15 protein-coding genes and 1 riboswitch are annotated in these 11673 nt (G+C 52.6%); of the genes, 8 read left to right on the top strand and 7 right to left on the bottom strand.

Annotated features, from left to right (window positions below; genetic code table 11):
* On the top strand, nucleotides 1-205 hold a 205-nt coding region (locus RW092_RS10505), incomplete at its 5' end, for a hypothetical protein (protein ID WP_316010181.1).
* Between the two features lie 16 nt (nucleotides 206-221).
* Entirely contained in the window at nucleotides 222-461 is a 240-nt protein-coding gene (locus RW092_RS10500) for a hypothetical protein (RefSeq protein ID WP_316010180.1), read from the top strand.
* Between the two features lie 351 nt (nucleotides 462-812).
* Here the strand turns inward: RW092_RS10500 and RW092_RS10495 are convergent, their stop codons facing one another.
* Nucleotides 813-2261: an aminotransferase-like domain-containing protein gene (locus RW092_RS10495; RefSeq protein ID WP_316010179.1), complete on the bottom strand. Its 1449-nt coding sequence runs from the start codon at nucleotides 2259-2261 to the stop codon at nucleotides 813-815.
* A gap of 174 nt (nucleotides 2262-2435) precedes the next feature.
* On the opposite strand from RW092_RS10495, the gene RW092_RS10490 reads away from it, so the two are divergent.
* Together RW092_RS10490 and nfsA are read left to right on the top strand one after the other, a co-directional pair.
* Complete coding sequence (locus tag RW092_RS10490) at nucleotides 2436-3077, top strand: LysE/ArgO family amino acid transporter (protein WP_085170680.1); 642 nt, start codon at nucleotides 2436-2438, stop codon at nucleotides 3075-3077.
* A 92-nt stretch (nucleotides 3078-3169) separates the two neighbouring features.
* The gene (nfsA, locus tag RW092_RS10485; protein ID WP_316010178.1) at nucleotides 3170-3913 is read left to right on the top strand and encodes an oxygen-insensitive NADPH nitroreductase; all 744 of its coding nucleotides are present in this window, start codon (nucleotides 3170-3172) and stop codon (nucleotides 3911-3913) included.
* Between the two features lie 60 nt (nucleotides 3914-3973).
* Here the strand turns inward: nfsA and RW092_RS10480 are convergent, their stop codons facing one another.
* Together RW092_RS10480 and RW092_RS10475 are read right to left on the bottom strand one after the other, a co-directional pair.
* Nucleotides 3974-4804 (bottom strand): TatD family hydrolase, encoded by an 831-nt coding sequence (locus RW092_RS10480; protein WP_316010177.1) that lies wholly within the window; start codon nucleotides 4802-4804, stop codon nucleotides 3974-3976.
* Between the two features lie 310 nt (nucleotides 4805-5114).
* Nucleotides 5115-6080 (bottom strand): tyrosine-type recombinase/integrase, encoded by a 966-nt coding sequence (locus tag RW092_RS10475; protein ID WP_016313692.1) that lies wholly within the window; start codon nucleotides 6078-6080, stop codon nucleotides 5115-5117.
* A gap of 233 nt (nucleotides 6081-6313) precedes the next feature.
* On the opposite strand from RW092_RS10475, the gene RW092_RS10470 reads away from it, so the two are divergent.
* Both RW092_RS10470 and RW092_RS10465 read left to right on the top strand, forming a co-directional pair.
* Nucleotides 6314-6934, top strand: a complete 621-nt coding sequence (locus RW092_RS10470) for an HD-GYP domain-containing protein (RefSeq protein ID WP_316010176.1) — start codon at nucleotides 6314-6316, stop codon at nucleotides 6932-6934.
* A gap of 26 nt (nucleotides 6935-6960) precedes the next feature.
* On the top strand, nucleotides 6961-7296 hold the full coding sequence (locus RW092_RS10465) for a hypothetical protein (protein WP_316010175.1): 336 nt from the start codon (nucleotides 6961-6963) through the stop codon (nucleotides 7294-7296).
* 19 nt (nucleotides 7297-7315) lie between these two features.
* On the opposite strand, the gene RW092_RS10460 is transcribed toward RW092_RS10465, so the two are convergent.
* The 4 genes from RW092_RS10460 to RW092_RS10445 are packed head-to-tail and all read right to left on the bottom strand — an operon-like array spanning nucleotide 7316 to nucleotide 10345.
* Nucleotides 7316-8131, bottom strand: a complete 816-nt coding sequence (locus RW092_RS10460) for an ABC transporter ATP-binding protein (RefSeq protein ID WP_316010174.1) — start codon at nucleotides 8129-8131, stop codon at nucleotides 7316-7318.
* 29 nt (nucleotides 8132-8160) lie between these two features.
* Nucleotides 8161-8931, bottom strand: a complete 771-nt coding sequence (locus RW092_RS10455; protein ID WP_316010173.1) for an ABC transporter permease — start codon at nucleotides 8929-8931, stop codon at nucleotides 8161-8163.
* Nucleotides 8928-9221: an MTH1187 family thiamine-binding protein gene (locus RW092_RS10450; RefSeq protein WP_316010172.1), complete on the bottom strand. Its 294-nt coding sequence runs from the start codon at nucleotides 9219-9221 to the stop codon at nucleotides 8928-8930. The genes RW092_RS10455 and RW092_RS10450 overlap by 4 nt, the downstream gene beginning before the upstream one ends.
* A 56-nt stretch (nucleotides 9222-9277) precedes the next feature.
* Nucleotides 9278-10345 carry an ABC transporter substrate-binding protein gene (locus RW092_RS10445; RefSeq protein ID WP_085279832.1) on the bottom strand — a complete coding sequence of 356 codons (1068 nt, stop codon included), beginning with the start codon at nucleotides 10343-10345 and terminating at the stop codon, nucleotides 9278-9280.
* A gap of 155 nt (nucleotides 10346-10500) precedes the next feature.
* Nucleotides 10501-10613: riboswitch (TPP riboswitch) on the bottom strand.
* A 306-nt stretch (nucleotides 10614-10919) separates the two neighbouring features.
* On the opposite strand from RW092_RS10445, the gene RW092_RS10440 reads away from it, so the two are divergent.
* Both RW092_RS10440 and RW092_RS10435 read left to right on the top strand, forming a co-directional pair.
* Nucleotides 10920-11120, top strand: coding sequence for a cold-shock protein (locus tag RW092_RS10440; protein WP_009223993.1), 201 nt, complete (start codon nucleotides 10920-10922; stop codon nucleotides 11118-11120).
* 173 nt (nucleotides 11121-11293) lie between these two features.
* Nucleotides 11294-11515, top strand: a complete 222-nt coding sequence (locus RW092_RS10435; RefSeq protein ID WP_028539860.1) for a cold-shock protein — start codon at nucleotides 11294-11296, stop codon at nucleotides 11513-11515.
* Nucleotides 11516-11673: the final 158 nt, after the last annotated feature.

The raw sequence follows: 11673 nt of genomic DNA, 5'->3' as shown, positions 1-11673 counted from the left end.
AGATTCATTTTACCCGATTCTCGGTTCTCCATGTCTACTTTTTAGTCTAGCAGCAGGAGATGGTGTTTTTAAGGAAGGAAAGGAGGAGGGGAATGAGGTTAAAAGCGAGGCGCCCTCTCAGCTGATCGAACGGGATAGTCGTGGGCTTGAGGAACCGCATCTGCCCGAGCGGGATAATGCGTGGATGAAGTGGAACCGCATCTGACCGAGCGGGATAATGCGTGGATGAAGTGGAACCGCATCTGCCCGAGCGGGATAATTACGTGGATGAGCCGTGTCTTGTCGAGCGGGATAATACGTGGATGGAGTGGAACCGCATCTGCCCGAGCGGGTGGAACCGGCTGATCGAAAGGGATCATGTCTGGAGGAAGTTGAATCGCAACTCAAAAAACGGGATGAAGGGTGGGGATATGGGACCGTTACTGATCGCATGGGATAGACATGGGAAGGAGGAGCGCTGATCGAACGGGATAATGTGTGAAGGAAGATGTACCACAGCTAATTGAATGGAATAGACGTGAAAATGAGGAAGTGACTGATCAAAGGGGATAATGTGTAAAGGAAGTTGGAGCACAGCTGATTGAACGTGACAGGTGTGGGCTCGAGGAAACGCAGCTGATCAAAAGGGATAATGTTTGAGGAAGTGGAACCACAATTTGCTGATGAGAAGATGGGCGTGTGAAAGCGGAATTTCGGCTGACCAAATGGGATAATGTGTGAAGAAAGTGGAACCACAATTGACCGAACGGGATAAGCGTGGACGAGTGGACCCGTCTGAGGGGACCCATGCCGTAGTGCGATAATTCATGGGCTTAATCCAAGGAGCGGACGATTTGGCTCAGACGGGCAATGCCTTCTTTCAGTTCCTCGGCGGTGGCGTAGGCGTAGGAGAGGCGCAGGTGGCTGCCGGAGGCGCGGTCGTAGAGGTGGCCGGGGTTGACCAGGATGCCGGCTTTTAGGGCGGCGTCAAATATTTTGCGCGGGGAGGGGGAGTTGTGCAGGTTCAGCCAGATGTAAAACCCTCCCTGCGGCACCTTCCAGTCCGCGATATCGCGGAAATGCCGCTCCAGCGCGTCCACCGCCGCTTCTCGCCGCAGATGGAGTGCCGCCCGCAGCCGTTCAAGGTGGCGGTCGTAGTTGCCGCTCCCGAGCCACTCTGCTGCCATCTGTTGCGAGAGGGCGCTGGAGCCGTAATCGCTTTGCATCTTGATGTCCGCGAGCCGCTCGATGACGGGCTGCGGCCCGGCAATCCAGCCAATCCGCAGGCCCGGGCTGAGGGATTTGGACAAGCTGCCGAGATACAGCACGCTGCCGCTGGTGTCATGCGCCTTTAGCGGCAGGGGCGGCGGGGCGTCCAGCCATAACTCGCGGTAGACATCGTCTTCCACGAGGGGCAAGCGGGCCGCCTCACAGACGTCCAGCAGCTGCTGCCGCCGCGACTCGCTCATCACCGCTCCGCTCGGATTATGGAAAGTCGGAATGGTGTAAAGCAATGCGCCCGCATACTGCTTAGCGTACACGGAAACGAGGTCGGCGTGCAGGCCTTGTTCATCCATCGGCACGCCGCGCAGCTTCATTCCGGCGCTCTGAAACACGGGCACCGAATACAGATACGACGGTCGTTCGGTCAGTACCGTTGAGCCCTGGGGGAGCAGGCCGACGGAAATGAGCTGGAGCGCCTGCAAAGCGCCGGAGACGATCAGCAGCGAGGCCGGCGAGACGGTGATGCCCTGACGGCGTAGCCGGGCAGCGATGACCTCCCGGAGCCGCAGATCCCCGTTAGGTTCACCATAGCCCAGGTACGGGACCTTGGCGGCCATCCGTCCCAGCAGTTCGGCCATCTCGGCCTGCGGCAGCAGGTCGGGGCCCATCTCGCCGGTGCCGAGCCGCAAAATGCCAGGCTGGAACTCGGCCCGGTTAATCTCCTGCACAGCAGGTAGATTAGGGTATTGCACGCCGGAGCTGACGTACTCGTTCCAATCGGGCGGCGGGGAGGCTGTTAGCACGCCCCACGTGTGGTTAACGACGCGGGTGCCGCCTCCCCGGTCACCTTGAAGCAGCCCGGCTGCGATTAGTTCATCCAGCGCGGCGACGACTGTGCTGCGGTTAACCCCAAACCGCGCAGCCAGCTCCCGTTGGGACGGGATGCGCGTCCCAACCGGCCATTCGCCGCTGGCGATCCGGTCACGAAGATGCTCCATGATTTGGCGATGGAGCGGAATCGGCGAATTTCGGCTGGGGCGCCAAGTCGAAGGATTCATATGGAAGACCTCCCTCTTTTGCAGAATGGTCGATTTCTTGCTCGAGCGGTGTTATTTTCCCATTATATCGTTTGGTTGGTTTCAGTTCCATCCAAATGGATGGAGCCAAGTTGGAAGTGGGCAGGTACAATAAGGTTCATGACAAGGAGAGACAGAGATTAGAGGGGGAGAGAGATGGTTAGTGCTGCGATTCATGGGTTCTTTTTGGCGTTTGGGCTTATTCTGCCATTAGGTGTGCAGAATGTGTTTGTATTTAACCAGGGGGCTGCCGGACGAAAGCTGCGCCGGGCGTTACCGGCTGTTCTGACCGCTGCCTTAGGCGATACAATATTGATTTTGCTGGCGGTGTTGGGAGTCTCGGTGTTGGTCTTGTCATGGACTTGGCTGAAAACCGTACTCTTTGCGGCAGGTGCTGTCTTTATGCTGTATATTGGTTGGACGATCTGGCGGGACGTGTCCAAGCCGTCTTCCACAGGGGCATCTGGGCTGCCAGCTAAACAGCAGGCGGTGTTTGCCTTGTCGGTGACGTTTTTGAATCCACATGCGATTTTGGATACGGTTGGCGTGATCGGGACAAGCTCTCTGGATTATACCGGCTGGGCGAAAGGGGCGTTTACGCTGGCTACGATTCTGGTGTCGTGGGTATGGTTTTTTGGATTAGCCTGGGCTGGCAAAATGCTTGGAAGCCTGGACCGTGGAGGTCAACTGCTTCGGGGAATCAACCGATTATCTGCGTTGATCGTTTGGGGATTGGCACTATATATGATCGGTTCCGTGATCGCTGATCAGTTGAATTCAGGCGGCGGGGCGCTTTGAAGCTCAGTATGAATGGAACTCGGGGGCTTGCTTCCCGTTGGGGGAAGTTCCATAATTAGGAATGACATCAAGCGAGAAAGAGGAGTGAGGAGATGAACGAGACGATATCGAAGATGCTGGAGCATCGTTCCATTCGTAAATACAGTGATCGTCCGGTGCCCCGGGAGGTCGTCGAACAAATCGTATCTGCAGGCCAAATGGCCTCCAGTTCCAGTAATGTACAAGCCTATACCGTGATTTCAGTGACGGATGCGGATCGGAAGACGAAGTTGGCCGAGCTTTGCGGCAACCAGGCCTATGTCGCGGAATGTCCCGTATTCCTGGTCTGGTGCGCAGATTTATCGAGACTTAAGCGGGCCGCCGAGCGGCATATTCCTTCGGAAACGACGTATGAAGGTACGACAGAGAACTTTATTGTGGCGACGGTCGATACGGCGCTGGCTGCTCAAAATGCCGCCATTGCCGCAGAATCGCTTGGCCTTGGCATCGTATATATCGGCGGTATCCGCAACCATAGCGAGGATGTGGCGGATCTTCTGGGCCTACCGCACCTGTCGTATCCCGTATTTGGCATGTGCCTTGGTTACCCGGATCAAACCCCTGAGCTTCGTCCAAGGCTTCCGCTGCCGGCAGTTCTACACTGGAACCAGTATGATACAGCTGGGCAAGAGGAACAGGTGGCAGCTTACGACGAGATCATGTCCAACTATCTGCGTGAACGGACCAGCGGGGCAAAGAATACCCCTTGGTCCAAGCTGATGGCCGAGAAGCTGGCGCAGCCGGCGCGGCTGCATATGCGTGAATTTTTAGAGAAACGCGGCTTTACCTTAAAATAATACAAACAGCAAAAAGCTGTCCCATTCGGTTTGCAACCGGGGGCAGCTTTTTTTTCGTCGTTATGATATTCCGTAAAAGCGTCGCGTGTTCTCGTACAACTTCGCCGCGGCTTCTTCTGGAGGAATGCCCAGCAGATTTGCCCAAGCCATCGCGACATGGCGTGTCATGCGCGGATGGGTGATCTGACCGGTAAACGGTCCTTCAAACGGCCAAGGCCCGTCTGTCTCGGCCATCACCTGCTCAGGCGGATAGCGCCGGGCAAGGTCTTGGATCTCCGGTTCGTAGACGATATCCGGCGTAAAAGAGATCACATAACCGCGATCCGCCATATGACGCACAGTGGCTTCGGCCCCCTTGAACCAGTGGAAATGTGCCTTCGTCACATCGTGCCGTTCCAGCAGATCGCAAGCAAGATCGGCATCTTCGTATACCGCATGCAGTACAATCGGTTTGTCTAATGCTTTGGCAAGCATCACAAACTTTTCCAGCAGATCTACATAGGGTTCAAGCTCAAAGGGCTTTCCTTGCTGCAGTGCTTCTTGCCGCGTGTAATAAGGAAGTCCGACTTCACCGACGGCAATCATATCCCCGGCATGCTGCTTGATCCAATTCAGCAGGTAATCGATTTCCCGATCTTCCGGGATAGGCTGCTCGGGATGGAATCCGAATGCCGGGCGTACCAGGTTCGGATAACGCTCCGCCAAAGCGTTGTTCAACTTGCAGGAATCTAAATGCATCGAAACTGCAATCACAGCCTCCACTCCACAGCCCGGCAGCTCTTGCAGCAGGCGGTCGCGGAGATTTGCATCGTAAAGGTCTATATGAATATGGGCGTCAATGAACGGAATTTGGATTTCCTTCGGTAATTCATGAAGAAGAATGTTGGACATCTCACCAGCCCCTTTCCAAAAACAGGTTAAACCCTTGTACTCATTATACCTGTTATCTAAGTGGGATTCCGCGGTTACCACGGGATTTCTTCGTTTTTTTGCTAGAGAATGTCCATCCTGTAAAAGGTTAATTCTTACAGCGAACAAAGCCATGTCGTACAATAACAATTATGCGACAGGACTAGGTAAATTCTGGTCGAAATATGGCAAGGTTTGTAATAAACTCTTGTTACATTATAGGACAAAAGGGCGATTTTTGCATTATTTTCGACACAAAAAATAGATAAATAGCACTAAAAAAATAGAAATATCACATAAATTCCATCAAACAGTCTTGCACGAAGTCAGGAGCTGCCTTTTTCATCTGCTCAACCGTATGCAAATAGCGCTGAGTTGTGTTGATATGAGAATGACCCAGGGTTTCCTGAACCTGTTGCAGCGAGGCTCCTTGCAGCAAAGCCAACGTCGCATTGGTATGTCTTAGCCAGTGAGGGGTTGGCTGCTTCTGAATTCCGCTCGCAATCCCTGCTTGTTTGATGATTCGTTCGATTTGCCGCGGCGTAATCGCAAACAGCTTCAGCTCCGGATCCGGTTCCTGCCCATTTGCCAATCTGCGTGCATGCTCCTGGTACATGCTCCAGAGCTCGCGTGGAATTTTAACCTCGCGTGTTTTTCCCCGTTTTGCGTGGGATACAGTGAGCCAGATGGACGTCTCCAACATATCAGTATGAAAATCCTTCCACTTGATGCCGCATAGCTCCGACACGCGAAGGCCCAACAGCACCAGGGATAGGCCGATCAAGTAATTTCTCAGACTTTGGCGGCGCAGCGCTTCCAGCAGCTTGCCTACTTCGTTGCGAGTCAGATAATGTCTGCGGCTCGTTACGGCAATGGCCGGGATACGGACATTTTGCGCCGGATTATGATCGAAAAAGCCGATGCTGCTGTCGCTTCCCCATTTATAAAACGACTTCAGCGGTGCGATAAATGCAGCCACACTGGCTGGAGCAAGCGGTTTTTGGCCATCACGGTAGAAGCCCTTTGTGAGGTAGATTTTATAAGCTTCGATTTCCCTCCAAGTCACATCCCGAAAACGCATTCCCGAAAGGAATTGCCTGAATTGCTCTAGAGCCCTAAAATAGTTTCTACGGGTATTTGGCGCTTTGGCGCATGCCGTCAAGAACATTTGAATAATCTGTTCGTCCTGATAATCCTGTGTGACTGATAAATGGAACGGAAATTGTTGGGCTACAGCGGACAAATAATTAGTACCCATTTTATGTAACGGACCTCCTGTTGACTTTAATTTTTGTCGCATAATTGTTATTGTACGACATGGTCTGATTTTCATCCGTTTGCTCTGAATCATCATCGGGTAAAAAGCGTTAAAAATTAACTGGTTTTTAGCAAAAAAATATGAGTCAAAAGAACTTTTTTTCTTTGAGAAATACGTCGACTCCGACACGGGAGAGACGAAAGACGACACAGTTTTTTTAGGGGGCAGAACGGTTGACTGTTTTTAATGAGTTCGTCGACGATTGGTATATGGACTATAGCCCGGAAGCTGTGAAGTGGTTTAACCTGCTTGTGCGCAGGCATCCGGAAACCTATCATCATAGCATACGGGTTGCTATGCTGGCGGAGAAGATCGCCGAGCCGCTGAAGATCACTGGAGCCGAGAAGGATATGCTGGTCCGCGGTTGCTTTATGCATGACATCGGCAAGACGATGATCCCTCGTGCCATCATTGAGCAACGGGGGCCGCTGACGGAAGCCCAGTGGAGGATCATTAAGCTGCATCCGGTCATCGGAGCAGAGCTGGTAGAAGTGGATCCTGCGTTTGGGCCGGGCATTGCGGATATCGTTCGCTGGCATCATGAGCGTTGGGATGGTCGCGGGTATCCGGATGGGCTGAAGGGGAAGGAAATCCCCTATAAGGCGAGAATCTGCGCGGTGGTTGACGCCTTCGATTCGATGACATCGGATCGGCACTATCGGGAACGGAAGCTGACCATGGCGGAAGCCAAGCTGGAACTGCACCAACATCGTGAGACCCAGTTTGATCCGGAAGTGGTGGATGCGTTAATGGAGCTTTCCGATGAAATGCTAAATATTTACTCCATTATGTGATCAGCGAAAGATCAGGGGGAATGAACATGGAAAAAGAGTCCTGGGGCCGTTCCGTTACTCCGGAGGAACTGGAGGAAGCGAAGCGGACAGGAAGGACTTTGCTCTACCTGCGCGTGACCTTACTTCCCGAATGTGCACAGAAGCTGGAGCGGTTCCAGCGGATTGACATGAAGTTAAGCGCCTATGAACAGGTGCTTGACCGGATGCCGAATCTCTCAAACCCGGCGGAACATTTAGAATCCATCGAATCGGTGACTTGGCTGATTGCCGTCGCTGGGGAAGCCCAGCACCTGCGGCGATGGGTCGAACTGATGCTGGATGTGGATCAGGTGGAGGTTACCGAGGTGGCAATGGAACGTTGATAGCAGGGGGAAGTCTATTTCAGACTCCTCCTGCTGCTATTTTACGCTGCTCCGCCGCCATCATCGCCGCAATCTCCCGTTTTAATCGCATAAAATCGGGGTCCTCCAGCATTTCTTCACGCCGCGGCCGGGGAAACGGCACCCGGATGGTATGCAGCACATGGGCCGGCCGGTTTGAAAACAAAACAATCGTGTCCGAGAGCATGAGCGCCTCTTCGATGCTGTGCGTAATCATCAGGACGGAGCGCTTGTTCTCTTCCCAAATATCCAGCAGCCAGCGCTGCATTTCGCTGCGCGTTAGGGCGTCGAGCGCACTAAACGGCTCGTCCAGGCACATGACTTCCTGAGGGGCGAGCAGTCCCCGAAGGAACGAAGCCCGCTGCTGCATACCGCCGGACAACATATGAGGATAAGCTCGTTCAAACCCGCGTAACCCCGCTTTTTCGAGCCAATGCTGGATTTCCGCACGGGAGCTCCGCTTTCCGGATTTGGCGATTTCCTGCGCCAACACAACATTCTCCTCAATCGTCCGCCAAGGGAACAACGCAGGCTGCTGCGGCACGTAACTGATATGTCCGCGCTGGCCGGTGACCGGGCGTCCCTGAAGGAGCACTTCGCCTTGATCCGGAACCGTCAGGCCGCCGATCACGTGGAACAGCGTGCTTTTGCCGCAGCCAGAGGGGCCGATAATCGACACGAATTCACCAGCCGGCACTCGCAGTGAAATGTCCTGCAGCACCGGAACCTCCCGGCGCCGGTCGCGGAACGTTTTATGAATCTGCCGAACCTCCAGCGCGGGGATGGCGTTATCACTGTGTGTAGATGCTTCGCTCATAAACCAAGCCTTCCTTTCCGTTCGCTTCTCTATCTCCGGTCGTTCGCCGGTTTATAGCGGACAAGCCATTTTTCCAATAATGCGACACAGGCGAACATCGCCAGGCTGATGGCCACGATGATGGCGATGGCGACAAAGATCTTATCCGTGCGGAACGATGCCTTCTGCAGCATCATATAGTAGCCGATGCCTTTGTCTGCGCCAATCCATTCGGCAATGACTGCCCCCATAACGCTGTAAGTTGCGGCGATTTTCACCCCGGACATGATCGAGGGGATCGCATAGGGCACCTCCAGCTTGCGGAAGATATCCGCCTTGGATGCACCAATCATTCGCATATAATCAAGCATCGCCCGGTCCGTGCGGCTAAGTCCGTCCATGGTTGCCACGGCGACAGGGAAGAAGCAGACGAGCGTAATGACGATAATCTTCGGCAGGATGCCAAAGCCGAACCAAATCATCAGCAGCGGCGCCAGCGCAATGGTGGGCACGTTTTGACTTAAGATGATGAGCGGATACAGCGATGCCTTAAGAAACGGAACATAATGCAGTACAAACGCCGTCAGCAGGCCGACAAGCGTCCCGATGGCAAAACCGATCAGCATCAGCCGCAGCGTTGCTAAAGTATGTTCCCCCAAGCTGGCCGCACCGGCAGCTGCTTCACGACCGATATCCACCGGGCTGGGGAGAATCCATTTCTCGATGTGGAACCAGGCGGTCGCGCCTTGCCAGATCAGTAAAAACAAGATGACCGCCACGAGGGGCGGCCATATGCTGTGCCAAAGGCTGCGGAAATTCATGGCCGATATTTTTCGATCAGCTTATCCATGCTGACGCCTTTGGGATTGTAGGAAATTTTAATTTGCGAAATGATGCCCGTGCTGCCGAATTCAATGACGGCTTCATTCATTTTCTTCACGATGGTCAGCAGCTCGTCGAGATCCCCCTCCATGGTCGTCTCCAGGGGATTCACCTGATATTTGACGCCGGAAGCTTGAATAACTTCAATGGCTCGGTCTACATAGGGAATGACGTCTTCACCGTTAGGCGTTTTCGGAATGATTTGAATGCTTAATAACGCGTTTGGCATGGGTAAGTTCATCCTTTCGAATAGGAGTTTTGGCATTAAAGAATTATTAAAGATAGTTATTCGCTTGGCAAAAACTCGTTGGTAAAAGCGGCATCCACATCAAGCGGTTTCTCCAGGAGCTTGCGTTCAAACATCCAATCGGAATAGTTCTGCCACACTTCTTTCTTTTGCTCGCCCCAGCGCGGAGCATCGTCCTTGTATTTCGGGCTGAGCCATTTTTGACTGGCCACCACCAGGTCTTTGTCGAGCTCGGGTACAGCTTTCAGCAGGATCTGCGCCGCTTCTTCCGGATGGTCGATCGCATACTGATAACCTTTCGTCACAGCCCGCATAAAAGCTTTTACAAGCTCAGGGTTATTCTGGATTGTCTTCTCGTTCGTCACGAGTACCGGTGTGTAGTAGTCCAGCTTCTCGGAGAAATCTTTGACATACAACATGTCCAGCGGCTCGCCCCGCAGCTCGGCCTCAACGCCCGTCCAGGCGTAGAAAATCCAGGCAAAATCAATGTCCCGTTTTACCGCTGTAAAATAATCAGCATCCCCGATGTTAACGAATTTCACCTTGTTGACATCAGCGCCTTGCAGATCCATGATCGATTGGATCACCGCTTGTTCCACCGGTGAACCCCAGCCGCCGTAGGCTTTGCCCTCGAAGTCCTTTGGCGACTTGATGTTCTTCTCGACAGGGGCAGCGAAGCCGGACGTATTGTGCTGAATGATCGCGGCAATCGAAACGAGCGGGACGCCTTGGATTCGGCTTTGCGTCACGTTCTCTTGCACGCTGACGCCAAACGGCACCTCTCCTGAGGCCACCATCGCTTCGGCGCCGCCGGAACCAGGCAGGAGGATGTCCACATGCAGTCCTTCCTCGGCGAAATAGCCTTGATCCTTGGCGACGTAAAGCCCGGTATGGTTCGTGTTAGGGCTCCAGTCGAGCACGACTTTCACATGTTGCAGCTCTGCATTAGAGGCTTGATTGGGTGCGGCGGCTTCGGTATTTTGTCCGCCTTGGTTTCCGCCTTCCGCCGTCCCGGCACGATTCCCATTTGCTCCGCCGCAGGCGGACAATACCAGCAGCAAGCAACCAAGAAATATGGCCAGTGCGGTACGTACTTGAACTTTCACGACTCCGACTCTCCTTCGTTGGTGTAAATTTCCGCAGCTTGTTCTTGGTATAACCCTGGATGTGCGTCCTTAAGCGTAACTTCCAACTTCCGGATACAAAAAAACGTCCCGGATCCGGGACGCGATAGGCAATGGAAATGACATGTAAAATAAGTTCATCACCATGGTATGGCTCCCTACGCTGGCATTATCCAGATCAGGTTGAAGGGTCAGTATCTTGGAGGGATACACTCTCAGCCGGCCAATTCCAGCACCCCTGAACAATATGACTGCAGATTACATCTGTCATTATAGTTTTCAGTAGTTAGATTTGTCCAGTCTTTCCGGTAGGCTTGAAAAAACAGGGGATTTGCTTTTTATCTGGCAAAAGGCTATAATGAGATCAAATCATGTTTTTGAAAGAAGATATCATTCACGCATTGAAAAGGGTGTCACTTTTTTAAAACTGGAACTTTTTTCAATGTGTGAATTTTTTTTATACAAGTGGTGCATGTTCAATAAGGGTCAGCCTTTATTTGAACGACTTCTGTTAAAAAAATGAATCATGTTAATCTTAAACAGGAGGTATTCTCCCATGGAAACTGGAACAGTAAAATGGTTTAACGCTGAGAAAGGTTTTGGCTTCATCGAAGTGGAAGGCGGAAATGACGTATTCGTTCATTTCAGCGCGATCACTGGCGAAGGCTTCAAAACCCTCGACGAAGGCCAACGCGTACAATTCAACGTGGTTCAAGGCAACCGCGGCCCTCAAGCCGAGAACGTTGTAAAACTGTAAGCTAGTTAGAAACTGCTCTTAATGCGTGCTCGCATTAAGGGCAGTTTTTCTTCGCAAAGATCATTAATGAGGTTAATTCTTCAGAAGTCCGCTTCTGATGATACATATAACACTACAACAAAATCATCAATGCACCTGGTTGTAACGTTCACCTTGAAGAGGAGGGGAATTTTATGAACTACCGTAAAAAGACGTTAGAAGAAATTCCTGAGGAAAATACGCCGGTATGGACCTGCACTAGCGATGACTGCAACGGGTGGATGCGGGACAATTTCACCTTTGATTATAGCCCCGTATGTCCGCTCTGCTCGTCCGAGATGGTCATGGGGATGCGCATGCTCCCTCAACTGAGCAATCCAAGCTCCGATCAAAGATCGTCGGCCAAGAAGGCTTAGGCGCTTGTACCTTTCACGGGACCAGTTACCTAAGCAAACGCAGCCGTGTTCGCCTTTCGCGAATGCGGCTTTTTTATGCCCTTTGCTGAAGTGACGAGCTACCTAGTTGCTCCTGAAAAAGTCGATTTTCAAAAATAGTTTCGGGTTGCTGGCTGGGT

Source organism: Paenibacillus sp. 3LSP, from assembly GCF_032465655.1.
Classification (GTDB): domain Bacteria; phylum Bacillota; class Bacilli; order Paenibacillales; family Paenibacillaceae; genus Fontibacillus; species Fontibacillus barengoltzii.
The sequence above is the reverse complement of the archived record's forward strand: the minus strand, read 5'-3'. Positions and strand labels throughout refer to the sequence as shown.